18 protein-coding genes, 1 tRNA gene and 1 pseudogene are annotated in these 23,242 nt (G+C 58.9%); 7 read left to right on the top strand and 13 right to left on the bottom strand.

The features are described from left to right. The 6 genes from J3P95_RS10840 to J3P95_RS10815 all read right to left on the bottom strand — a co-directional run bounded on the left by J3P95_RS10840 (nt 1) and on the right by J3P95_RS10815 (nt 7,116). Nucleotides 1–681, bottom strand: a complete 681-nt coding sequence (locus J3P95_RS10840; protein ID WP_258637275.1) for a hypothetical protein — start codon at nt 679–681, stop codon at nt 1–3. Nucleotides 682–727: 46 nt separating this feature from the next. Further along, on the bottom strand, nt 728–1,114 hold the full coding sequence (locus J3P95_RS10835; RefSeq protein ID WP_258637273.1) for a hypothetical protein: 387 nt from the start codon (nt 1,112–1,114) through the stop codon (nt 728–730). Between the two features lie 26 nt (nt 1,115–1,140). After that, entirely contained in the window at nt 1,141–2,565 is a 1,425-nt protein-coding gene (locus J3P95_RS10830; protein WP_258637271.1) for an HlyD family type I secretion periplasmic adaptor subunit, read from the bottom strand. Nucleotides 2,566–2,570: 5 nt separating this feature from the next. After that, nucleotides 2,571–4,715: a type I secretion system permease/ATPase gene (locus J3P95_RS10825; RefSeq protein ID WP_434577366.1), complete on the bottom strand. Its 2,145-nt coding sequence runs from the start codon at nt 4,713–4,715 to the stop codon at nt 2,571–2,573. A gap of 54 nt (nt 4,716–4,769) precedes the next feature. Then, nucleotides 4,770–6,188, bottom strand: coding sequence for a TolC family outer membrane protein (locus J3P95_RS10820; RefSeq protein ID WP_258637268.1), 1,419 nt, complete (start codon nt 6,186–6,188; stop codon nt 4,770–4,772). A gap of 667 nt (nt 6,189–6,855) precedes the next feature. Then, nucleotides 6,856–7,116 (bottom strand): hypothetical protein, encoded by a 261-nt coding sequence (locus J3P95_RS10815; protein WP_258637267.1) that lies wholly within the window; start codon nt 7,114–7,116, stop codon nt 6,856–6,858. A gap of 50 nt (nt 7,117–7,166) precedes the next feature. On the opposite strand from J3P95_RS10815, the gene J3P95_RS10810 reads away from it, so the two are divergent. Beyond that, a complete protein-coding gene (locus J3P95_RS10810; RefSeq protein WP_258637264.1) occupies nt 7,167–10,397 on the top strand; it encodes an AAA domain-containing protein in 3,231 nt (1,076 codons plus the stop codon). A gap of 148 nt (nt 10,398–10,545) precedes the next feature. Here J3P95_RS10810 and J3P95_RS10805 read toward each other — a convergent pair. The 6 genes and pseudogenes from J3P95_RS10805 to J3P95_RS10780 all read right to left on the bottom strand — a co-directional run. After that, nucleotides 10,546–10,809, bottom strand: a pseudogene (locus tag J3P95_RS10805) (Arm DNA-binding domain-containing protein); the annotation flags it as partial. A gap of 224 nt (nt 10,810–11,033) precedes the next feature. Continuing rightward, nucleotides 11,034–11,109, bottom strand: a tRNA-Gly gene (locus J3P95_RS10800). Between the two features lie 62 nt (nt 11,110–11,171). After that, nucleotides 11,172–11,732: a CDP-diacylglycerol--glycerol-3-phosphate 3-phosphatidyltransferase gene (pgsA, locus tag J3P95_RS10795; RefSeq protein WP_039589536.1), complete on the bottom strand. Its 561-nt coding sequence runs from the start codon at nt 11,730–11,732 to the stop codon at nt 11,172–11,174. A 32-nt stretch (nt 11,733–11,764) separates the two neighbouring features. After that, nucleotides 11,765–13,588, bottom strand: a complete 1,824-nt coding sequence (gene uvrC, locus J3P95_RS10790) for an excinuclease ABC subunit UvrC (RefSeq protein WP_434577369.1) — start codon at nt 13,586–13,588, stop codon at nt 11,765–11,767. A gap of 2 nt (nt 13,589–13,590) precedes the next feature. After that, entirely contained in the window at nt 13,591–14,232 is a 642-nt protein-coding gene (gene gacA, locus J3P95_RS10785; protein ID WP_003200277.1) for a response regulator transcription factor GacA, read from the bottom strand. Between the two features lie 126 nt (nt 14,233–14,358). Beyond that, the gene (locus J3P95_RS10780; protein WP_434562829.1) at nt 14,359–14,793 is read right to left on the bottom strand and encodes a GNAT family N-acetyltransferase; all 435 of its coding nucleotides are present in this window, start codon (nt 14,791–14,793) and stop codon (nt 14,359–14,361) included. 641 nt (nt 14,794–15,434) lie between these two features. Between J3P95_RS10780 and J3P95_RS10775 the strand changes: the two genes are divergently transcribed. Next, nucleotides 15,435–16,505 carry a 3-deoxy-7-phosphoheptulonate synthase gene (locus J3P95_RS10775; protein WP_434577371.1) on the top strand — a complete coding sequence of 357 codons (1,071 nt, stop codon included), beginning with the start codon at nt 15,435–15,437 and terminating at the stop codon, nt 16,503–16,505. Between the two features lie 39 nt (nt 16,506–16,544). Here the strand turns inward: J3P95_RS10775 and J3P95_RS10770 are convergent, their stop codons facing one another. After that, nucleotides 16,545–17,588 (bottom strand): hypothetical protein, encoded by a 1,044-nt coding sequence (locus tag J3P95_RS10770; RefSeq protein WP_434577373.1) that lies wholly within the window; start codon nt 17,586–17,588, stop codon nt 16,545–16,547. Nucleotides 17,589–17,915: 327 nt separating this feature from the next. Between J3P95_RS10770 and J3P95_RS10765 the strand changes: the two genes are divergently transcribed. The 5 genes from J3P95_RS10765 (at nt 17,916) to J3P95_RS10745 (ending at nt 23,232) form a co-directional block, all read left to right on the top strand. Next, nucleotides 17,916–18,800 carry an esterase/lipase family protein gene (locus J3P95_RS10765; RefSeq protein WP_434577375.1) on the top strand — a complete coding sequence of 295 codons (885 nt, stop codon included), beginning with the start codon at nt 17,916–17,918 and terminating at the stop codon, nt 18,798–18,800. Nucleotides 18,801–18,874: 74 nt separating this feature from the next. Next, a complete protein-coding gene (locus tag J3P95_RS10760) occupies nt 18,875–19,156 on the top strand; it encodes a peptidylprolyl isomerase (RefSeq protein WP_039758565.1) in 282 nt (93 codons plus the stop codon). 127 nt (nt 19,157–19,283) lie between these two features. After that, complete coding sequence (locus J3P95_RS10755) at nt 19,284–21,152, top strand: extracellular solute-binding protein (protein WP_434581232.1); 1,869 nt, start codon at nt 19,284–19,286, stop codon at nt 21,150–21,152. Then, nucleotides 21,152–22,210 (top strand): microcin C ABC transporter permease YejB, encoded by a 1,059-nt coding sequence (locus tag J3P95_RS10750; protein ID WP_434577377.1) that lies wholly within the window; start codon nt 21,152–21,154, stop codon nt 22,208–22,210. Before J3P95_RS10755 ends, J3P95_RS10750 begins: the two co-directional genes overlap by 1 nt. Next, nucleotides 22,210–23,232: an ABC transporter permease gene (locus J3P95_RS10745; RefSeq protein WP_434577378.1), complete on the top strand. Its 1,023-nt coding sequence runs from the start codon at nt 22,210–22,212 to the stop codon at nt 23,230–23,232. The genes J3P95_RS10750 and J3P95_RS10745 overlap by 1 nt, the downstream gene beginning before the upstream one ends. The last annotated feature ends 10 nt before the right edge of the window (nt 23,233–23,242 follow it).

Raw genomic sequence — 23,242 nt, 5'->3', positions numbered from 1 at the left:
TTACTTGATGATTGCGTAAACGCCCGGACGGGATAACAAATACAACCACGCCGCCGACCTTTTTCCTTGAGCCGCCCTGACCAGCAGCGCCATGTGCGCCAGATAACCTCTAGCCATCGATGGGTGCGCTGCAAAATAACGATGACACTCAGGGGTTCTTAACGAGAAAACCAGTCCGCCTGATGCTTCAATTTTTTCCAATTGCTGTTCGGCAAAACGCTTTGCATCCGCCATCGGCAACGTAGAGAGATACTCGTTATTCTTGATAACCACGGATGTTTCATATTTGGCTGGGCAAGGCTGCGCTTGCAGAACGTTGTAACGTGCATACTGCTCAACGGTATTTCTCGCGGCCTGCACATCAGCGGTATTGATCATCAGAAAATTGGCGACGGTCAAACTGGTGGTCACGCACGCGTCGTTCATGTCCTGGCAAAGGTTCAACGCTCGGATGCGGTTGTACATCTGTTCATCTGGCGACAGGTACAGCGACTTTATGTAAAGCGCATCGCTTTCCGACAAGGAAGCCTCTGACGCACGCAGGTTTTCTGCACCGCCGACGAGTTCGACAACCCAATGCACTTTTTGCGACTCGGAAATCAGCCAGAAGCGGCAACCCATCAGTACGGCCACTAGCGTGCAAAACGCCGTGAGCCAGTATATTTTTTTCGTCCCGTGCACATCACACTCCAGCAAATAGAATGTTCAACCACTGAATGCCTATCGTCTATGCCGATAGCGCGTTCCATACCAGCCCAACGATAAGAAAAAAGCCATGCGCTGCGACGGAAATCGCCGAGGTCCAGACTGCCACTTTTTTAAAGCCGTCGTTTTTGGCCAGATATCCGCCGACCATCAGGAGTGCCCCTAACCAACCCAACTGGGAAAACGCAAGAAAGTCGAGCGCCACCACCGACCAATGAACCCAAGGCCGGTCGCCATCCATGATGTAAACGATGTAGCAATAAAGCGTGACAGGGACGCTGCAACCCCAGACAAACAGAGGGCCGGCGAAGCGCTTGTTCATCTTTATCAAACATATGAACAATGCTATCCAACACGGAAAAATCACGACGTCGTACAGTCCGTATAAGAACGCTTTAATTTCGCTCATTGAGTTTCCCTTGTGGACGTTTGTTTTTACCGCTCTCGTAGACTTTCATCGGCGTACTGCTGCAGCGGACTTAGGAAGTAATCGATGACTTTGCGTCGATCGGTCTTGATTTCTACTGTGACAGCCATCCCAGGAGACAACGGCACTCGTTGGCCTCTGACTTGAATAGAATCAGTCAGCAGGCGGACCCGGCTGCTGTAGATCGGCCCCAACTTTTCGTCTTCAATCGCGTCGTTGGACACGCTGATGACTTCACCCTCGACCGTTCCATATTTAGTGAAGGTGAAGGTTTCCACCTTGACTGTCACACTTTGTCCGGCGCGCACGAAGCCAACGTCCTTGTTTTCCAGCATGGCCTCGACTTCGACAGGCTGATCACTCGGCACCACGACCATTAGGGGCTGTGCGGCCGTGACCACCCCGCCGACAGTATGAATAGCCAACTGCTGAACCGTACCGTCGACGGGGGCGGTGAGGCTCATCAAATGATCGCGCTGTTCAGCTTTGCGCAGCTCTTGGGTAAGCGATGCGGCTTTCTGTTCGGATTGCTGTTGCAGATCGAGCATCGCACGACGGGTTTGAGCCAGGATGCTCTGACGGCGCCGTTCGGCTTCCTTGCGGCTGGCATTGAGTTCGATCACACGTGCCTGCTGCACGGCCATATCGCGATTTTGGTCCAGCAGCGCCTGTTGCTTCTCCAGGTAGGCGTGGCGTGGGACGTATTGCTGATCGAGCAACATTTTGTAGTCTTCAGCCAGGCGCCGCGTGATCGGAATTGACTGTTGTAAAGAACTGACAATGGCATTGGCTGATTGAATCTCGGCAGTACGCTGTTCGACTTCGGCATCGACTTGATCCAGGGAGCTGCGCATCTCCAGGTATTGCCCATTCAGCCAGCGTTGCGCTGCCAGGACCTGTTGCGGCTCGGCCTCCAGCATGTAGCCCGCCAGGGATCCTGGCTCCTTGCCGCTACGAATGGACTCAAGCATGGCGCTGGCACGCGCGCTATCAACCTGCGCGGCCAGCACGTCGCTTCTAAAACGTTTTACGTCAGCACCGGACGCACTAGTATCCAACTCCACCAGAACATCACCGGCCTTGACCGACTGACCGTCATAAACATGTATTGCCTTGACTACCGCCACTTCGCTCGGCTGTATGGTCTTGCTCTTGCCGCTGGCGACAACTTTTCCCCGTGCCGTCGCCACGACTTCGATTTCCCCAAGGCAGGCCCATGCCAACGCCAGCACCGCGAAGAACATGATGACCCATTGAATGTAACGCGGCGCCGGATGGCTGGGCTGGTCCTGCAAGGCCAATGCGGCCGGCAAAAACTGCACCTCATGAGCCAGGCGCGAAGGTGCATCAAGCTGTTTACGCTGGCGCCAGGCCCGGCGCCAGGCGAGCCGATACCGCTGCACCAGCTCATGTGTTGCTGAAGGTTCGCTCATGGGCACTATCCCTGCTGCAAACGGTGAAGGCGAGAGTAGTGCCCCGCTTGGTGAGTCAGGAGTTCGCTGTGAGTGCCCTGTTCGACGACCTGCCCGCGATCCATCACCACGATACGATGGGCATCGCGAACAGCGGACAACCGATGTGCAATGATGATCACGGTTCGTCCCTTGCAGATGGCCTGCATGTTGTGTTGGATGACGCGCTCCGACTCATAGTCCAATGCGCTGGTGGCCTCGTCGAATATCAGAATTCTGGGGTTCCCGATCAGCGCCCTTGCGATCGCCACGCGCTGACGCTGTCCGCCCGACAACGAAGCGCCATGTTCCCCAACGACCGTGTCATACCCTTCGGGCAGCTCCAGGATAAAATCGTGTGCACCCGCCATTTTTGCGGCCTGCATAACGGCCTCAAGCGGCGCACCGGGATCAGTCAACGCGATATTTTCTCGGACACTACGGTTGAACAGCATGTTGTCCTGAAGGACCACACCGATCTGTCGACGTAACGAAGAGACATCGGCGAGGGCCAAATCCATGCCGTCCACCATTACACGCCCTCGCTCCGGAACATATAGACGCTGTAACAGGCGCGTAAGGGTGCTTTTGCCCGAGCCGGAGCGCCCCACGACGCCGATAACCTCTCCAGCCCCGATGACTAGACTGACGCTGCGCAGGACTTCTGAACCGTCCGGACGATAGCGGAAGTGCACTTGGTCAAACTCGACGCGGCCCTTGAGGGCCGGCAACGCGCTCCTAGTCGCCTGGGACAATTCAGTACGCGTGTTGAGAATGTCGCCAAGGCGTTGGACAGAAACACCGGTCTGCTGGAAATTGGTCCACAACTGAGCCAGGCGCATGATCGGTTGCGCCACACGCCCCGCCAGCATATTGAATGCGATCAACTGACCCACCGAAAGTTGACCGTCGATCACCAATCGCGCGCCCAGCCATAGCGTTGCGACGGTGACGAGTTTGCCAATCAGAGAAACACTTTCGTTGGCAATGGTCGACAGGGTTTGCGTCTTGAAACTCGCGCTGACATAGGCCGCCAACTGGTTATCCCATCTGCGCGTTATCTGCGGTTCAACGGCTATGGATTTGAGCGTGTCGATACCGTTGACCGTCTCGACCAGGAACGCCTGGTTTTCAGCGCCACGTACAAAACTTTCATTCAGCCGGGCGCGTAACATTGGGGTGATCAGCAGCGAAACCACGATATACAGAGGCAAGGACAGCAGCACCACCAGGGTCAGCCAGCCGCTGTAGAAAAACATCACCGCGATAAACACCACAGAAAACAAGACATCCAGCACCAGCGTAATAGTGTTGCCGGTCAGGAAGCTGCGGATATTTTCAAGCTCACGGACCCGCGCGACCGAATCCCCCACCCTGCGCGCCTGGAAATACGAAAGCGGCAGCGTCACCAAGTGCCGAAACAATTTCGAGCCCAGCTCGACATCAATGCGACTGGCGGTGTGGGCAAATACGTAGCTGCGCAATCCACTCAAAACCGTCTCGAACAGCATAATGCCCAACAGGCCGATGGCGATCACATCCAGCGTCGTAAGGCCGTGATGAACCAGCACCTTGTCCATCACCACCTGAAAGAACAAGGGCGTCAGCAACGAAAATATCTGCAGGACAAAAGACACTAGCAACACTTCGCCGAGCAGTTTTCGATACTTGACGATGGCCGGGATAAACCATGTGAAGTCGAACTTGGATAGCTCAGCGGCCACTGAGGATTGGGAGCGTAACAACACCAATTCGCCCCCCCAACGTGATCGAAGTTGCTGCGAGTTGATCAATTCCGGCCGTTGGGATTTTGGATCGTGAATCAGGATGTTGTTTTGATCAAGACGGGCAATGATAAAAAAGCTGCCATCGTTTGCACACGCGATGGCGGGCAATGGTGTTCTATCCAGCCGCTCGAAAGTAGTGCGAACCGCCTTGGCCTTCAGGTCCAATTGGCGGGCAGCCATAAGTATCTCAGCCTTTGCGAACAGCTGTTCGTCTTCGACATACTCGTGGGAAAGCTGTTCCGGAGAAACCGCAACGTTATGAAAGCGCGCCAGCATGGCGAGACACGCCAGCCCCGTATCAAGCACGGCTGTCTGGTTAGCCGGCTCTGTCCCTTGTTGTTGCATAAGCGCTTCCGTGCAATGGCATTAATGAGCTGAGTTGAATGACGTTATGGACGTCTAAGATCCACCTGACGCTGAGGCTTGTATCAGTTCGGGAGGAAGAAAATCACGTTGCGGCTCATAGTCCGCTTTCAGGTAACCGGCCAGTTCCAGGAGGTCCTCAGCACGCAAGGTGCCTGCGACCCCTTTCAATCGCAGATTATTGAGAATGTAGTCATACCGCGCGTTGTTGTAATCGCGTACCGCCTTGAACAACTGACGCTGAGCATTGAGGACATCGACCGTATTGCGCGTTCCGACATCGGCACCGACTTTAGACGCTTTGAGCGAACGCTGGCTGGAGATGATGGTTTGTTTGCGAGCTTTGATCTGCTCAATGTCGGAGTTGACCGCACGGAAAAAGTTACGTGCATCGAGCACGACCTCTCGACGCTGACTTTCCCTCAGTTCCTCGCTTTGTGTCAGCCGGTCATACGCCTCACGTGACTGCGAATGGGTGCGACCACCACTGAAAATGGGAAGCGTCATTTCCAGCGCTACACTGCTTTGAGCGACTTGGCTGCGATAACCATCCAGACCAAAATCACTGGGATTGCTGTAGCCAAAGCTATCGTTGTCTCCGCGGCGATACGAGGCGACAGCGTCCACGGTGGGCGCATGTCCTGCTTTGCGCTGGTTCAGGCTTTGCTCCGCTGCCCGCACGGCATAGTTGCTCGCCAATAGCGTCAAGTTTTGTCCAACCGCTGCGTCGACCCAAGATTGGGTGTCATTGGGCACCGGTGCAGACACTGGCAGTTGATGCCGCATCCCCTCGATGCTCGCGTAGTTCATATTGGTCAGGCGGATCAACTGCTCAAAAGCATCGTCTACTTTTCGCCGGGCCAATTTGCGATTGGCAAAAGCGTTGTCGTAAGCCGACTCGGCATCCAGGACATCCGTAATACTCGCCAGCCCACCCTTTAGTCGCGCTTGCGCTTGATCAAGCTGCTGCTTGAGCGCGACCTCTTCCGCGACAGAAGCCGCCTGTTCGTCGGTCGCGCGCAGTGTTTCAAAATAGGCTTCAGCCGTTTTGAGAATAAGCTCTTGCTCTTTGGCGGACAGCTCCAGCGCCGCCTGTGCGGTACTCGCCTCCGCTGCTTTGAGCTCAAACCAAAAAGCTGCATTGAATACTGGCTGTTTAAGGTTGGCCTGCACAGTAGTTCCACTGCGCTCACGCAGCAGCTCAGGCTGGGCACGATTTAAGCGAGTGGACTCCACCGTAGTGCCAGCAGTAATGACGGGTAACAGATTGGCTCGGGCTTGCGGCACCGACTCCTGCCGGGCGGCAAAGTCAGCGCGGGCGGCGGCAAGGTCTGAATCATGCAAGACAGCCTGGCGATAAACGCCCATCAAGTCAGCTCGCCCTTCCATGGGCGCAGCCTGCAAAAAGAAAGGTAGCAAGCAGGCGAGAAGAAACACGCCTCGGGTACGGTACATAAACAAATCCTTTTGACGACACCGACAGTAGTCCTACAAAAGATCACCGTCCCAATCCAGGGCGCACAAAATATATGGAGCTTACGTTTAGTGCAACAATATCAAAGGTTTCTTTGTTGACTTGACTTGACCTGCCTGCCCACATCTCCGCCCGCCTGGGCGAGAGCAGTGCAACGACCTGACCGAAAAAGGAACAGCCAAGCTTCATAAATCGAGCTTACAGGGAGACTCTGGCAATTGAAGCGGCTCTGGGGTTTTGATGGGGGTATACCGAGCACGATGGACACAAAGAGATGCCGAAAGCTGAGGTAGCTGATGGCACTAAGGCTCAGCCTTAACCCTTCCTCCAAATCGATAGTCCCCGCTCTTCTCTTTAGGTCGCTCCAAATCCCTTGCCTCCTCCCGGGACTTGGTCAGCATGATGAGAAGGTGACAGCGCTCCTCCAGATAACGTTGCCGGCCGATTTCGATCTGCAAGTCATAACCCAAAATTGGCGGTGAAAAGTAAAGGTGCTTAGCGAGGATTGATCGCCTTTGATCCACGAACGAAGCCTGTCCAACGTAGGCGCCTTAACCCCAATCGAACTCCAACCTTTAAGGGTGTAAAGCTTTATTTCAGCGCTGCCTTCAGGTGTAGGCTCGACAGTGATGATCGCCAAACTGAGCCTCACGCCTTGGGCGACCATACGCTGGGTGATCTGCCCGCTACCGAGTTCTGAATCGAACTCGCTTTCTGTGGTGACCGGAGTCCCAGCGGCGAGTGCTCCAAACAAATTCGACTTGCCTGACGGATGTTGCGGTAAGCAGATTGGGCAGTAACGTTTGTCTGGATCGAGCCATCGTAACTGTCCGAATCAGACATGAGATTGACGGTCTGGCCCACGGTCAGCAGCGCTTCCGCGCGCCGCACGAGGAAGCGATGCTCCATGCCTGATATCCTTCCCATCAGGAATCCAAACCAGCACTTCAAGGACGTCAATGAATCCGCAAAACATCGTGCGCTATTGGCACGCCGTCGAGCTACTGCAACCTCAGGCGGTTCCCAAGCTGAAGAAGCGCGACAGCAACTATCAGCCCTATTTCCAAGACATCCCCGCCTCAGCCCAGATTCTGCCATGGATGCCAGCCAACCCCCTGAGCAGGCGGCCCCTGCCCGACAAACGAGCATGGAGCCACACGCTCTACGCACACATCTACGACAATCTGGATGTATCCCGCCAGTTGGAGGCGCTCTATGGCGCAGACCAAGGCTACAAGGAGCCGCAGCGTCGACAGTCAGCCCTGTTCGCATTGAAATTCAACGGCCAGGGCATGATGGTGATCGACAGCCTGGTGCTGTCTAGCGAGGCGTGGTTTGTCGGCTGCGCCATCAACCATAAGGATTGGACTCGAGGCTTCGACGAAACCCAGGAGTTCCTTCGCGAACAGGCCAACAGCCTGCTTGGGGGCGTGGTCATGGCTGCCGACCTGGCAAGCATGACCGAGCTTATCCGCCAGACCCTTGGGCTCGATGCGTTGTTCGGCGACAAGCCGCGCATGCATCGCTTCCGCTCGGCGCCGATCAATCCGGACAAGCCCGAACAGGAAGACGATCCGCTCAACAGTTTCCTGCTCAGCGACTTGGCCGACGTGGCCGATGCCCTGGCCCACGGCAAGACCAGTGAACCGCTAGCCCGCTATCTGAGCCTGCACGACTCCAGCCAGCGGCTGCATCTCGACCAGCCCCGCGCGGACCTTGCGCTAATCGATCGCCTCGCCCCCTCGCGCTACGCCGTCGGTTGCTGGCCTGCCGAACGGCACCTGGGCCTGGTGCACTCCCAGCAACTGGCGGTCAACAGTCTGCTGCAGACTTTGGGCAACGACACCGGCGTGATGGGCGTCAACGGCCCGCCAGGCACCGGGAAGACAACCCTGCTGCGCGACCTGATCGCCGCCGTGGTGACGCAGCGAGCCGATGTGTTGGCTTCGCTGAGCAAGGCCTCGGAGGCCTTCGTCCAGAATGGCCGCGAATCTGCCAACGATGGCGGACGCGAGCGCTATGCTTATCAACTTGACCCGCGCCTGTTCGGCTTCGAGATGGTGGTAGCCTCCTCCAACAACGGTGCCGTCGAGAACGTAACTCTCGAGTTACCCCAGCGCGACAAAATCGACCCGTCCTGGTTGCCCAATGCCGAATATTTCAGCGAGCTCGCCGGGCTTACCAGCGGCAAGCCTGCCTGGGGCCTGATCTCTGCAGCGTTGGGCAGCAAATCCAAGCGCACCCAGTTTGTCGAACGCTTCTTCTATGGCAAACGTCCTTCTAAAGCGACGAAGTCAGAAAACGAGCCTGCGCCTCTAGACCTGGAACCTCTCGACAGCCAAACCCCGGACGAAGACCTCTACACCGGTGAGCCCATGCTCGACAACCCGGAAGCAGACAACGAGCCGGCGCCCAAAGGCATGCGTGAGTGGCTGAACGAGCAGGCGCAGCAGATGAAGCTGCTCGCGCCCGCCGAAAAAGCTACCCTCTGGCGCGCCGCCGTCAAACAGTACCAAGCCGCCAAGGACGCCGAACAGGCGCTGCGTGCTCAGGTCAGCGACATCCTGGAACGGATCCAGGCCGTGATCAGTGCCAAGGCGCGGATCAGGCAGAAGGAACAGGAGCGTCAGATCCGTCTGACGCAGCGCCACAGCCTCGACGAGGAACAAACCACGCTTGAAACCCGGCAGCTCACGCCCGCCCGTGAGCAACTGCAGCGTGAACTCCAAGCCCTCGAAGCGCACCTTGTTCAAAAGCCCGCCCTGCTCGTCAACCTGTTCAGCCTATGGGGTGCTCATCGCACTTGGTCCGCCCGGCAACGCCTGCTCGACGGCGCCCATGCCCTGGCCCGTGAGGCCTTCGACAGCGTCCAACGCCAACTGCAGCGACTCAGCGCCCAGCTCAGCCAACTCAATCGACAATTGGCCACGGACGAACAGGAGATTAACGAAGCCATACGCCACGCCACCCTGCAAATCGACAAGGCTCGCAGCGTTGCCCAGGCCGGCCAGGCCGAACACCTGCTGATTTGGCTCACGCAAGGCCGGCTCGGCAGAGGCAGCGACATCGAACTGCTCGAACCCTGGATCCTCGAAGGCTGGCGCCAGGCTCGGTCAAAAGTGTTCATCGAAGCGCTCAAGCTACACCGTGCCTTCTTCCAGATCGAAGCCTCGCGCCTGGGCAATAACTTGGCCTTCATCACCAGCCTGCTGACTGGAAGCCGTTATCGTGGCGTGTCCCAAGCCGTGATGCGCTCGGCCTGGGCATCGCTGTTCATGGTGGTGCCGGTGCTCAGTAGCACCTTTGCCTCGTTCGCCCGCTCCTTCGGTAGCCTCGGTTGCGGCGAGATCGGCTGGTTGCTGGTGGACGAAGCTGGCCAGGCCACCCCGCAGGCTGCGGTGGGCGCGCTATGGCGCGCGCGCCGTGCCGTACTGGTCGGTGATCCGCTGCAATTGGAGCCCATCGTCACCGTCTCCGACGCCGTGCTTGAGCACATGCGCACCCGCTATCAGGTAGACGCCCACTGGCTGCCCAACCGTCAGTCCGCCCAAACCCTTGCCGACCATGCCACCCCTTGGGGTCGCATGGCCGGCCCACAAGGCCAAAAATGCTGGGTCGGCCTGCCGCTGGTGGTGCACCGGCGCTGCGACAAGCCAATGTTCGACCTGGCCAACCGCATCGCCTACGATGGCGCAATGGTCTACGGCACCATTGCCCCGTCCCCAGCTAAGGAGACGCCAGCCCGCCTACCCACCGGCTGGGTGCACGCGAGCGGTCGCTCCTCCGGCAATTGGATCGACAACGAAGGGCACGCCCTCGAACATCTGCTCGCGTTGCTAGATGCCGACGGCGTACCACCCGAAAGTATCGCCGTCATCACACCTTTTCAGGACGTGCGCAACCAGCTCAAGGACCGCCTCCCCGAGAAGATCGTACGAGGCACCATCCACACCATGCAGGGCAAGGAAGCCGCAGTCATCATCCTCGTCTTGGGCGGTAACAGCGAAAACGCCGGTGCTCGCAATTGGGTAGTTTCTCAACCCAACCTCCTCAACGTCGCCGCCACCCGAGCCAAGCGTCGGCTGTATGTGATCGGTGATCGCAATGACTGGAGGCAGCGTAATCTCTTCTGCAACGTCATGGACCTGCTGCCCGCCCATCCCCAGATGACTGCCGATACATCCGCATGACAAAAGGCCGCCTTCAGTATTCGAGGCGGCCTGACGATTCAAGAAGCCACTGGTTCTACGTCCAAACAACACTGCTCCCTAGGACTGAAGATCTGCATCACATCGACCTAATAAGGTGCTTTTCCCGGGCCAACAGCTTGGCATTGCACTCAAGGCGTCGCTGATCGCGGGGATCGATACCCTTCGCGACCAGCGCCCTGGCGATATCACGCAGAACGCGAGCATCGCGTAGACCTATTTCAGGATAAGTACCGAGCGAAATACGAGGCTGTTTGCCCGCCCAAGAAAAACGGAAGTGCCAGCTCTTGGTGCCCCTCGTATTCACGAAAAGCGCAAGACCATCAAAATCAGGAAGGGTGTAGTTTTTGGTGCGAGGCTTGGCGTGTCGGACCGCCGTAATGGTAAGGACCATCGTACTAACTCCACTCATAAGAATGAAGGAGTGTTGTACGGTTTTCAGAGGGCCAAGCAGCTCTAAAAACTGATTTACCAAGCGTCGAATTGATGTACTAAAAAGTGTACTAAAAAATCGCGGATGCCAATGTAACAGAATAGACTTTACTGGAACCAAAAAAGAGACCTAAGCCTCTTTTTTTGATCTCTACATACTTCAATGGAAGTCTATAGCAAAATAATTGGAGCGGGAAACGAGACTCGAACTCGCGACCCCGACCTTGGCAAGGTCGTGCTCTACCAACTGAGCTATTCCCGCGTCTTGGTGTGGCGCATTCTATAGAATCGAAACACGCCGTCAACCCTTTGATTCAAAAAAGTTTATTTCGGATCGACGTCAGTCCGCAGGTGCGGCCAGGCGGCGCGCAGGTATTGGACCATTGACCACAGCGTCAGGCCAGCGGACACCAACAGCAATCCGTAACCCAACAGCACCCAGAAGGTGAAGTCCGACGGGTTGGCCAGCAGGATCACCAGGGCCAGCATCTGTGCGGCGGTTTTCCATTTGCCGAGGTTCGATACCGCGACCTGGGCGCGAGCACCCAGCTCGGCCATCCATTCGCGCAGGGCCGATACGACGATTTCCCGCCCGATGATCACTGCCGCTGGCAGGGTCAGCCAGAGGTTGCCGTGTTCCTGCACCAGCAGCACCAGGGCCACCGCGACCATCAGCTTGTCGGCCACCGGGTCGAGGAACGCGCCGAATGGCGTGCTCTGTTCCAGGCGTCGGGCCAGGTAGCCGTCGAGCCAGTCGGTCGCGGCGGCAAAGGCGAAGACCGAGGCGGAGGCCACGTAGCTCCAGTGATACGGTAAATAGAACAGCAATATGAAGATCGGGATGAGCAGGACGCGTAGAACGGTAATCAGGTTTGGGATATTCATCGGCACAACTGGCTACGAGGTTGACGGGCATTCTACTCGCTATGCAGGTTTGCATAAATCGACTCTGCGAGCTTTTTACTGATACCGGGTGCTTTGGCTATCTCCTCGATGCTGGCACGAGACAGTTCCTGCAATCCACCAAAATGTTTCAACAAATCGCGTCGGCGCGTCGGGCCAACCCCTGCCACGCCCTCCAGCGTTGAGGTACGGCGGGTTTTGCCACGACGTGCACGGTGTCCGGTAATGGCGAAGCGGTGAGCTTCGTCGCGGATCTGCTGAATGAGGTGCAGCGCCGGCGAATCCCCTTTCAGGGTGAACTCATGGGCCGCGTCGTTCAGGTACAGCGTCTCGAATCCGGCCTTGCGCGTCGCACCCTTGGCCACGCCGAGCAAGATCAGGTCCGGGACCGACAACTCGTTGAGCACATCGCGGGCCATGGACAGTTGCCCTTTGCCACCGTCCACCAAGAGGATGTCCGGCAACTTGCCCTCCCCGTCCTTCAGCTTGCCGAAGCGCCGCATCAGCGCCTGATGCATGGCTGCATAGTCATCGCCCGGGGTAACGCCCTCGATATTGTAGCGTCGGTAATCCGACTTGATCGGACCTTCCGGACCGAACACCACGCAGGAGGCGACGGTCGCCTCGCCGCTGGAGTGGCTGATGTCGTAGCACTCCAGTCGCTGTGGCGGCTCATCCAGGTTGAGCACGTCAGCCAACGCCTCGAATCGCGCTGCAACGTGCTGGCGATTGGTCAAGCGCGCGCCTAGCGCCTGTTCGGCGTTGGTCACGGCCAGTTGCTGCCAGCGCGCCCGGGTGCCGCGCACGCGGTGGCTGATGGTCAGCTCGCGACCACGGAGCTTATCAATGCCTTCGATCAGCGCGGGGAAATCTTCGTGGACGACGTTGACGATCAACTCGCTGGGCAAGTCGCGCTCCGGGCTGCTGATGTAGTACTGGCCCAGGAACGCCGCCATCACCTCGGACACGTCTTCCTCGATCCCCACTTGGGGAAAGAAATTCTTGCTGCCCAGCACTCGGCCGCCCCGCACGCTGATCAGGTGGACGCAGGCGCCGCCCGGGTTGATAAATGCGGCTACGACATCGACATCACCGCTGCCGCCTTCCATGCTTTGCTGATCCTGCACGCGGCGAAGCAGGCCGATCTGGTCACGCAGTTCCGCGGCGCGCTCGAACTCGAGGTTGACCGAAGCCTCCTCCATGGCCGCCGACAGTTCGTCGGTCAGCGCATTGCTGCGACCTTCCAGGAACATGACCGAGTGACGCACGTCTTCGGCGTAGACATCGGGTTCGACCAGCCCGACACAAGGCGCCTTGCAGCGCTTGATCTGGTGTTGCAGGCACGGCCGGGTGCGGTTCTTGTAATAGCTGTCCTCACACTGGCGGACGAAGAAGGTTTTCTGCAGCAGGCTCAGGCTTTCGCGAATCGCCCCGGCGCTGGGATAAGGACCGAAATAGCGTCCCTTGGCCTTCTTGGCTCCACGATGAATGCTCAGGCGCGGAAACGCCCCGTCGGACAGGAACACGTACGGGTAGGATTTATCATCGCGCAGCAGGATGTTGTACGGCGGACGCCATTCCTTGATCAACGTCTGCTCCAACAGCAACGCCTCGGTTTCATTGGCGGTGATGGTGGTTTCGATTTGCGCGATACGCCCTACCAGGGCGGCAGTCTTCGGCGCCAGGCCGGTCTTGCGGAAATAACTGGCCAGGCGCTTCTTGAGATTCTTGGCCTTGCCGACGTAAAGCAGGCGCGCCTCGCTGTCGAACATGCGGTACACGCCGGGACGGCCGCTACAGGTGGACAGGAAGGCACTTGGATCAAACAGTTCAGTCATTGTCAGGCGCTGGCGTCGACCATGCCATGGCGCACCGCCAGCAGCGTCAACTCGACGTCACTGCTGATCGAAAGCTTCTCGAAGATACGGTAACGGTAGGTATTGACGGTCTTGGGCGACAGGCACAGCTTGTCGGAGATGATTTGGACCTTCTGGCAGCCGACGATCATCAGCGCAATCTGGATTTCTCGTTCGGACAACGCATCGAAGGGCGAATCGTTGGTTGGCTGGAAAGACTTGATTGCCAACTGCTGGGCGATCTGCGGACTGATGTAGCGCTGCCCAGCAAATACCAGGCGGATGGCCTGGACCATCTCGTTCAAACCGGCGCCCTTGGTGAGATAACCCGCGGCGCCCGCCTGCAACAACCGGGTGGGGAACGGATCTTCTTCGCAGACGGTCACCGCAACGACCTTGATATCCGGATGGCTGCGCAGCAGTTTACGCGTGGCCTCAAGGCCGCCGATGCCCGGCATCTTGACGTCCATCAGCACCACGTCGGGTTTCAATTCACGTGCCTTGATCAGGGATTCTTCCCCGGATTCAGCCTGGCCCACTACCTGCAGGCCATCAATGTCAGCCAGCATTCGTGTAATGCCCGTACGGACGAGATCATGGTCGTCGACCACTAACACCCTAATCAAGCAGACACCTCACGATTTGGTCTTATATGGGTTGCCCACACCTTAGCAAAAAAGCGTTCGGCAGACCTAGCGCAAACAGGCAGATAAAAGTTACAACACATCTTCGCTGGCCTGACATCCGAGGATTCAGGCATCGACGTCTCGCTGCATTCTCAAGAAACACTCATCCTCACCGACAATGCGCAGTTTCATACGCTCATAGAGAGCCCTGGCTGGATTATCGTTGAATACCGTCAGGCGCAACGCCGCCCGCCGCTCTAGCCCCACCAGATCCCAAACCTGTCCGATCGCCCAGGTTCCGGCACCCTGCCGGCGAAACGCCTTGTCGATCTGCAGCTCCCGGATATAGAGGGCACGAGCGTCACGGCTGAGGCTGACGAAACCCAGCGCCTGGCCGTCACGCTGGATAATCCAATTCTGGCGAATGACCCAGGCCAGATCGAACGCTTCGTCCTGCCACAGCAAATCATGGCGCAGATAGTAGGGCAGCATGTTGTCGCAAGTCAGTTGTCGGGCGTATTCGATGTCATTGGCCTCGGCCGCACGCCATTCAAAGCTCATGGAAACCTCGTCAAAGTGCTGGCACTGGCAGGCCTTGCCCTGCCCCATGCTGCCTGGCATAAGTCTGTCATAAAGCCAGTCGGCTTCAAGCGCGGTAAATGCTTTCGCATGGCCGATAGAATTTTGTTATTGAACGCCCGCACCACGCTCGGGTAAGCTCGGACCATTCATCGGAGACAGACCATGTTCAACGCCCTTTCACCGCTTAACACCGCCAGCGCCCCGCGCTCGGTTGCGGCTGCCCGGGCGAACAGCGTTCAAACTCCAGTCAGCTTTTATTTTGGGTATTGGTTTAGCCACTGGCGCGCCTGATACCCAACCGGCGGCCATTTTAAACGGGTCGCCTACCAGAGTTTTCCAAACCCCCGGTCGGCCTCCCGACCGGGGGTTTTGTTTTTCCGGCCCCTGACATTCGCGACACCCGACAATTTGAGGATCGAGCCATGAACTACGCCACTTATTACCGTTACGACAGTTTTTCCGCCTGGCGATTTACCAGCCACCGCTCGGGACAGTCTGCCGCCTCCGATCGGTCACCTACCGGTGGCAAGCCAACATTGCCGGCCATTACGGCCAATTGTCGAACACCCCAGTAGGGCCGGCGCGGGAACGACCCCGCTGCTCGCCCAGGAAGCCAGATCATGAATTCGTCCATCGCCGCTTTGCCGCTGTCCACGCTCAACCCTGCCAACGAAGCCCTGACCCTGCGTCTGCCAACCTCGTTGCAACTCAAGCACCAATTACCGCTCAGCACCGCGTTGAGCCATCAAGTGAGCGTCCATCGCCAGGCCATCCGGGCGATCCTTGACGGTGAAGACTCCCGCCTGCTGGTCATCGTCGGCCCCTGCTCGATCCATGACCCGAAATCCGCCCTCGAATACGCCGCCAACCTGGCACGCCTGGCCCATGAAGTGAGCGACAGCATGCTACTGGTCATGCGCGCCTACGTGGAAAAGCCCCGCACCACCGTGGGCTGGAAAGGCCTGGCCTACGATCCTGACCTGGATGGCAGCGACGACATGGCCGCCGGCCTGACCGTGTCCCGGGAGCTGATGCGCGAAATGCTGCAGTTGGGCTTGCCCGTCGCCACCGAACTGTTGCAACCCATGGCCGCCGGTTACTTCGACGACCTGCTCAGTTGGGTCGCCATCGGCGCCCGCACCACCGAATCACAGATTCACCGGGAAATGGCCAGCGGCCTGGGCATGCCGGTCGGCTTCAAGAACGGTACGGACGGCGGGGTCGGCATCGCCTGCGACGCCATGCGTTCGGCTGCACACCCCCACCGGCATTTCGGCGTCGACAGCCAGGGACATCCGGCAATCATCCAGACCCAGGGCAATCCCGACACCCACTTGGTACTGCGCGGCGGCCATGGCGGACCGAACTACGACCCCCAGAGTGTGGCCCGGGTACGCGACGATCTCACGCGCCTCAAGATCCCGGCTCGCATCCTGGTCGATTGCAGCCACGCCAACAGTGGCAAGAATCCGTTGCGTCAGCCCCAGGTGTTTGATGATGTGCTGGAACAACGACTGCAAGGCAACCGCGCCCTGATCGGGATGATGCTGGAAAGCCACCTGTTCGAAGGCTGCCAGCCACTAGGCCCGGCGATGCGCTACGGCGTATCGGTCACCGACGGGTGCCTGGGCTGGGAGTCCACCGAGCAAATGCTGCGCCAGGCGCATCGCAGATTGCGACTGGGGATCTGAGCTTGCGTTGGGAGCCCTCCCTGAAAGGTAGGGCTTTGCTCAACGAACCTGAAAAGTAAGGTCCGGGGATCGCTGACTGACATCATCCAGACGCTCAACCTGATAGAACACGCTCACTGATCTGTTGCGTTGCGCCTGCCAAAACTCAATCGGTACAGTAAAGATCACCGGCTGGCCTGCTGTCGCCTCGGTGATTTCCCGCTCGTAGACAGTGAAGCCGGCCCCGTTACACTGAAACCAGACCCATTCGCCCGCCTCCAGCCCAACCCCGTCGATGACGACCGTCGCCGGGCCCTGGAGCGCGTCGACGTGCAGCCAGTCCTCGCTGAGCTCCTGGACACGGGGCGCTTGCAGGGCGGGACGCAGCAGAGGACCTATCCGGATAGACAACGGCTCGGCACGGCGCACCGAATGCCCGTGCCTGACGACATAGGCCAGGGTCAGCGAGTGCCCGAGGTGAGGAGCAATGAGCGAGTGATCGATCCAGAACGATACCGTACGGCCCACCGCATGGGCCTCGATATCCAGCACATCCCGCCACAACGGCTTGGAATCCCGAATGGCGATGAGGATCAACCGATCTCCTGCCGCCATTTTCGAATAGGGCCGCACTGTCAACGACGTCCCCTCCGGTACCCGTCCCGGGTCAAGACTGCCGCCGACCGCATCATCCGCGATGGGTGGCAACAAGCGCGGTGACACATCGCCAATGTCCAATTGAAGAGACTGTGACACCCAGGCGGCCGGAATTTGTCTGCCGGTTACCAGATAGGAAATGTCCAGCGAGCCTCCTTCTAACTCAGCGATATGGCGTCCGCGCACTACAAAAACGACGTCGTGCCCAACCTGTCGTTCCGTGACAAACCGGCGAACCTCGTGCTGGTAAGGCTCGCCTTCGTTATTGAGTCCATGCCAATACAGCAGCACTTCATCGCCACACGTCATCATCGGGTACGCCTTGACCGTGATGACAGCCTTGCGCCAAGCGGGATCTATTACGCCTCCTCTGGCCTTCGCAAATACGGGCGCCGATGGCCGGCGCGATGGAGGCCTGCTTTTGCCAGCAGGCAATTCAATGGTCATTTTTCCAGACTCCAGTCCTTTGGATAAAGGCGCCGTATCCTGGGAACGGCACCGGAAGCACCATTAGAAACGCTTGTGCCCAAACATACAGTCGGACAAGGCGACACCGGGCGTGGCCTCCTGCGCCAGTACCTGTCGCTCCAAAGGGCAATCGCCATCGGAAGCATCTAGCGATCGTAGGAGCGGTCCGACTTCTCAGGAAAATATCCCGCGTTATTTACTCCACTTTCCGCAGCTAGCAGCGGTTTCGTCCTACACCGCCCAGTGATGGCCTGGATTAGAGTGGCGCGGTAACTCCACGTGAACCTCTTCGAAAAAGGTACGAACATGCAACGGAATGCAACCACCCGCTTTCCCATCCTCTTGGTACATGGTTTGTTTGGGTTCGACAGAATCGGTACGTTCGAACTCTTCCACGACATCAGACAGGCATTGCTTACCGCCGGCGCCCGAGTGTTCATCCCGTACCTGTCGGCCACCCATTCCAGTGAGGCACGCGGCGCACAGTTGCTCGCACAGATTGAACGGGTCCTGGACGGAACCGGCGCGGCCAGGGTCAACCTGATCGGCCACGGCCAGGGTGCGCTGGCCGCCCGCTATGCTGCCGCGCTGGCGCCTGACAGCGTCGCCTCGGTGACCTCGGTCAGCGGGCCCAACCACGGGTCCGAGCTGGCGGATTACTTGCGCAAGGCGCTCACGCCTGGGCGTCTGCCGGAGCATGTGGCTAATCGGGTCGCCACCCTTTTCGCCGATTTCATCTCATTGATCAGCGGCCAGGCGCAGCTCCCGCTGAACGCCATCGCGGCACTGGCAGCGCTCACCACCGAAGGCGTAGGCGCGTTCAATGACAAATACCCCCAGGGTTTGCCCAAGACTTGGGGGGGCAATGGGCCGCAGTTGGTCAACGGCGTTCGCTATTACTCCTGGAGCGGCACGGTGCAAGACGCTGCTGACCCAACCTGCGCTGACGCGCCAGACACCTTGCATGCTTTCTGCCGGGCCTTTTCCGAATACTTCATCACTGAGGCCGGGCAGAACGACGGCATCGTCGGACGGTTCAGCTCGCATTTGGGCAAGGTCATTCGCTCCGACTATCCAATGGACCACCTAGGCGCCATCAACCAGACGGCCAGCGCGGGCCAGCAACAGCTAACCAACTCCACGGAGATCTATATCAAGCACGCCGAACGCCTGCGAATCGTCGGGCTTTGACGCAATTTTGACAACAAGCGCGTACTGATTCCGGTAGGCTGAGCACTTTTAAAGACACTGAAAGGAAGTTTCCCATGGCCAAAGCCACTGCCCGCCACATCCTGGTTTCCAGCGAAGACAAGTGCAACGAACTCAAGGCTCAGATTGAAGGCGGCGCTGATTTCGCCGAAGTTGCCAAGGCCAACTCCTCGTGCCCGTCCAGCCGTCAGGGCGGCGACCTGGGTTCGTTCGGTCCTGGCCAGATGGTCAAGGAATTCGACACCGTGGTGTTCAGCGCCCCGATCAACGTGGTCCAGGGCCCGGTCAAGACCCAGTTCGGCTACCACTTGCTGGAAGTGACCAGCCGCCAGGACTGATCCCGATTGATCTACATGACGGCCCGCCTTACGGTGGGCCGTTATGTTTATGGCTCGAGGGGCTGGCGATCAGCACGCCGCTCGCGTACAAATCGTGGTCATCAATCACCCGGCTTTAAGGCTGACAATGCGACTGGCGTTTCCCTCCTGGCTATTCATCGCGGTGGTCCTGCTGACAGGCGCTGCCAGCGTAAATGCCGCCCCCGAACATGCCCTGACGGTGTATGGCGAGCCGGCCAAGTACGCCGAAGGCTTCAGCCACTTCGCCTATGCCAACCCCCAGGCGCCCAAGGGCGGCACGATGCGCCGCTCAGCCATGGAAATCGGCCACTTCGACCATGTGCTGCCATATATCGACAAAGGCATCGGTGTCAGCCAGGTCGATGGAATGCTTTATTCGCCGCTGGCCCAGCGCTCATTGGACGAGCCCTACACCGTCTACGGGCTGGTCGCCGAGAAGATGGAACGCGCCGAGGATGGTCTGTCCCTGCGCTTCTACCTCAATAGCAAGGCCCGTTTTGCCGATGGCAAGCCCATCACTGCGCAAGACGTGCGCTACAGCTTCGAGCTGCTGATGACCCAGGGCAGCCTGCGCTATCGCACACAATTTGCCGCCGTCAAAGGCGTTGAAGTGGAGTCCGAACGCACCGTTCGCTTCGACTTCAAGAACAACGAAAATCGCACCCTGCCCCTGGACATCGCCACCCTGCCGGTCTTTCCCGAACATTGGTGGAAGACCCGTGATTTTGCCAACGGAGGCGGCTACGAAGCGCCTCTGGGCAGCGGCCCGTACCGCGTAAGCAAAGTCGACTCAGGGCGCAGCATTACCTTCGAGCGCAATGCCGACTGGTGGGGCAAGGACCTGCCGGTCAGCCGCGGGCTCTACAATTTCGACCGCTTCAGTATTGAATACTTCGGCGACACCGACGTCGCCCGGCAGGTCCTGCGCGGCGGCGCCTACGACTATAACCGTGAGTTTTCCGCCACCGGTTTCTCCATCGGTTATGACGGCCCGGCCTTGCACGACGGCCGCTTGCAGAAAGGCCACCTCGCCACCCAAGCGCCCCAGCCGGCCCAAGGCTTCGTGTTCAATCTGCAGCGTCCACAATTCCAGGACCGTCGCGTACGCCAGGCGCTGGCGATGCTCTGGGATTTCGAGTGGAGCAACCGCCAGATGATGCGCAACCTCTACGTGCGTCAACAAAGCTACTTTTCCAACACCGACCTCGCCGCCCGGCAACTGCCCGATGCGGGTGAGCTGGCGATCCTCGAACCGTTGCGCGGCAAAATACCCGATGAGGTGTTTAGCCAGGTATTCCAGGCACCGAAGACCGACGGCAGCGGCGTCATCCGTGACAAGCAACTGCAAGCCTTGACGCTGCTGGAGCAGGCGGGCTGGAAACCCGACGGCGACCGCTTGGTGAATGCTGAAGGCGAGGCCCTGAGTTTCACCTTCCTGGTCACTCAGAACGGTATCGAGCGCTTGCTGCTGCCGTACAAGCGAACCCTGGCGCAGATCGGCATCGACATGAGCATCCGACGCATCGACTCGTCCCAGTACGTCAATCGCCTGATGAGCCGCGACTACGACATGATCATCACCGGCTACCCCGTGAGCACTTCACCGGGCATGGAGCTCTACAATTACTTTGGCTCGACGGCGGCCAACGACCCGGGCGCGAACAACTACATGGTGCTGCAGGACCCCGCCGTCGATGCCCTGATCGACGGCCTGGTCAAGGCCACCACCCAAAGCGACATGCTCCGCCATGCCCACGCGCTGGACCGGGTGCTGCAATGGAATTACTACTGGATCCCCAACTATTATCCGCCGGGCAGTTCGACCGTGTGGTGGAACCGCTTTGGCATGCCCAAAGTCCAGGCGAGCAATGACGAGGCCATCGAAAGCTGGTGGGAAGTCAGCACAACGCCGCTGACCAACGAGCAGATGACCGCCGAACGGATCAAGCGTGGCACACCGGGAGGGCATCATTGATGTGGGGTTATATTGCGCGGCGCCTGCTGCTGATCATCCCCACGCTGGTGATCATCCTGCTGGTGAACTTCGTCATCGTCCAGGCCGCACCGGGCGGGCCCGTGGAACAGGCCATCGCCCACCTGCAAGGCGTCGGTGGCGCCAGTGTCGGCAGTTCGGGCACCGCCGTGACCGGCAGCTCCCGCGCCAGCCGTGGCCTGGACCCGCAACTGATCAAGGACATCGAGAAACAGTACGGTTTCGACAAACCGGCCCATGAACGCCTGTGGCTGATGCTCACCGGTTATGCCCGCCTGGATTTCGGAAAGAGCTTCTTCCGTGGTGCGACGGTCACCGACCTGATCCTGGAAAAAATGCCCGTGACCATCTCCCTCGGGCTCTGGGCGACACTGATCACTTACCTGGTGTCGATTCCCCTGGGCATTCGCAAGGCCGTGCGCCACGGCTCGGCATTCGATATCTGGAGCAGCACCGCGATCATCATCGGCTATGCCATGCCAGCGTTCCTCTTCGCCATGTTCCTGGTCGTCATGTTCGCCGGCGGCACCTCGCTCAACTGGTTCCCGGTGCGCGGGCTGGTGTCGGACAACTTTGAATCGCTGTCGACCCTGGGCAAGATCGCCGATTACTTCTGGCATCTGGTATTGCCGGTCACGTCGCTGGTTATCGGCGGTTTTGCCACCCTGACCATCCTGACCAAAAACTCCTTTCTCAACGAAATTACCCGCCAGTACGTGGTCACCGCCCGGGCCAAGGGCATGAGCGAACGTCGGGTGCTATACGGCCACGTGTTTCGCAATGCGATGTTGCTGGTGGTGTCGGGCATTCCCCAGGCGTTCATCAGCGTATTCTTCGCCGGTTCATTGCTGATCGAGGTGATCTTCTCCCTCGACGGCCTGGGGCGCATGAGCTACGAGGCGGCCGTGTCACGGGACTATCCGGTGGTGTTCGGCTCGCTGTTCATCTTCACGTTGTTCGGCCTGCTGATCAAACTCATCGGCGACCTCTGCTACACACTGGTGGACCCGCGCATCGACTTCGCCGCGAGGAACGCCTGATGTTCAAGCTTTCCCCGTTGGGCCGGCGGCGTTTCGAGCGTTTCAAGAAAAACCGTCGTGGCTGGTGGTCGCTGTGGCTGTTCCTCGGGCTGTTCGCCCTGACCCTGGGCGGTGAACTGATCGCCAACGACAAGCCGCTGGTGGTAAGCCATCAGGGCTCGCTGTATTTCCCGGTATTCAAGCGCTACACCGAACAGCAATTCGGCGGCCAGTTGCCGTTCCAGGCTGACTACCGCAGCAACTACGTGCAGGACCTTATTCACAAGGACGGCGGCTGGCTGCTCTTCCCGCCCATCCCCTTCAGCGCTGACACGCCCAACTACGACCTCAACCAACCGGCCCCCAGCCCGTCGTCGACCGTCAACTGGCTGGGCACCGATGACCAAGCCCGGGACGTGCTGGCGCGGGTGATCTTCGGCGCGCGAGTATCGATCCTGTTCGCCCTGGCCCTCACCACCATCAGCGCCCTGATTGGCATCGCCGCCGGGGCTTTGCAGGGTTACTACGGTGGCTGGGTGGATCTGCTCGGGCAACGCCTGCTGGAAGTCTGGTCCGGACTGCCGGTGCTTTACCTGCTGATCATCCTGTCCGGCTTCGTCGAGCCGAATTTCTGGTGGCTGCTGGGGATCATGGCGCTGTTTTCCTGGCTGGCCCTGGTGGACGTGGTCCGCGCCGAATTCCTGCGCGGGCGCAACCTTGAATACGTGAAAGCCGCAAGGGCCTTGGGCCTGACCGACCGCAAGGTGATCGTGCGGCATATCCTGCCCAACGCCATGAACGCCACCTTGAGTTACCTGCCGTTCATTCTCACCGGGGCGATTTCCACGCTGACAGCGTTGGACTTCCTCGGTTTCGGCATGCCGGCCGGCAGCGCGTCATTGGGTGAGTTGATCGCCCAGGGCAAGCAGAACCTGCAAGCGCCGTGGCTGGGATTGACGGCGTTCTTCACCCTGGCGCTGATCCTGTCCCTGCTGGTGTTCATTGGCGAGGCATTGCGCGATGCCTTTGATCCACGCGCTTGAAAACAGCCAT

This window comes from Pseudomonas sp. Z5-35, from assembly GCF_051131945.1.
GTDB classification, from domain to species: domain Bacteria; phylum Pseudomonadota; class Gammaproteobacteria; order Pseudomonadales; family Pseudomonadaceae; genus Aquipseudomonas; species Aquipseudomonas marvdashtae.
The sequence above is the reverse complement of the archived record's forward strand: the minus strand, read 5'-3'. Positions and strand labels throughout refer to the sequence as shown.

Bases quoted from the DNA above. Each gene is read 5' to 3' on its own strand.
- J3P95_RS10835 (WP_258637273.1), bottom strand. From the start codon at position 1,114: ATGAGCGAAATTAAAGCGTTCTTATACGGACTGTACGACGTCGTGATT.
- J3P95_RS10830 (WP_258637271.1), bottom strand. From the start codon at position 2,565: ATGAGCGAACCTTCAGCAACACATGAGCTGGTGCAGCGGTATCGGCTC.
- J3P95_RS10825 (WP_434577366.1), bottom strand. From the start codon at position 4,715: ATGCAACAACAAGGGACAGAGCCGGCTAACCAGACAGCCGTGCTTGAT.
- J3P95_RS10820 (WP_258637268.1), bottom strand. From the start codon at position 6,188: ATGTACCGTACCCGAGGCGTGTTTCTTCTCGCCTGCTTGCTACCTTTC.
- J3P95_RS10815 (WP_258637267.1), bottom strand. From the start codon at position 7,116: ATGGAGCATCGCTTCCTCGTGCGGCGCGCGGAAGCGCTGCTGACCGTG.
- J3P95_RS10810 (WP_258637264.1), top strand. From the start codon at position 7,167: ATGAATCCGCAAAACATCGTGCGCTATTGGCACGCCGTCGAGCTACTG.
- pgsA (WP_039589536.1), bottom strand. From the start codon at position 11,732: ATGAATATCCCAAACCTGATTACCGTTCTACGCGTCCTGCTCATCCCG.
- uvrC (WP_434577369.1), bottom strand. From the start codon at position 13,588: ATGACTGAACTGTTTGATCCAAGTGCCTTCCTGTCCACCTGTAGCGGC.
- J3P95_RS10780 (WP_434562829.1), bottom strand. From the start codon at position 14,793: ATGAGCTTTGAATGGCGTGCGGCCGAGGCCAATGACATCGAATACGCC.
- J3P95_RS10775 (WP_434577371.1), top strand. From the start codon at position 15,435: ATGAATTCGTCCATCGCCGCTTTGCCGCTGTCCACGCTCAACCCTGCC.
- J3P95_RS10770 (WP_434577373.1), bottom strand. From the start codon at position 17,588: ATGACCATTGAATTGCCTGCTGGCAAAAGCAGGCCTCCATCGCGCCGG.
- J3P95_RS10765 (WP_434577375.1), top strand. From the start codon at position 17,916: ATGCAACGGAATGCAACCACCCGCTTTCCCATCCTCTTGGTACATGGT.
- J3P95_RS10760 (WP_039758565.1), top strand. From the start codon at position 18,875: ATGGCCAAAGCCACTGCCCGCCACATCCTGGTTTCCAGCGAAGACAAG.
- J3P95_RS10755 (WP_434581232.1), top strand. From the start codon at position 19,284: ATGCGACTGGCGTTTCCCTCCTGGCTATTCATCGCGGTGGTCCTGCTG.
- J3P95_RS10750 (WP_434577377.1), top strand. From the start codon at position 21,152: ATGTGGGGTTATATTGCGCGGCGCCTGCTGCTGATCATCCCCACGCTG.
- J3P95_RS10745 (WP_434577378.1), top strand. From the start codon at position 22,210: ATGTTCAAGCTTTCCCCGTTGGGCCGGCGGCGTTTCGAGCGTTTCAAG.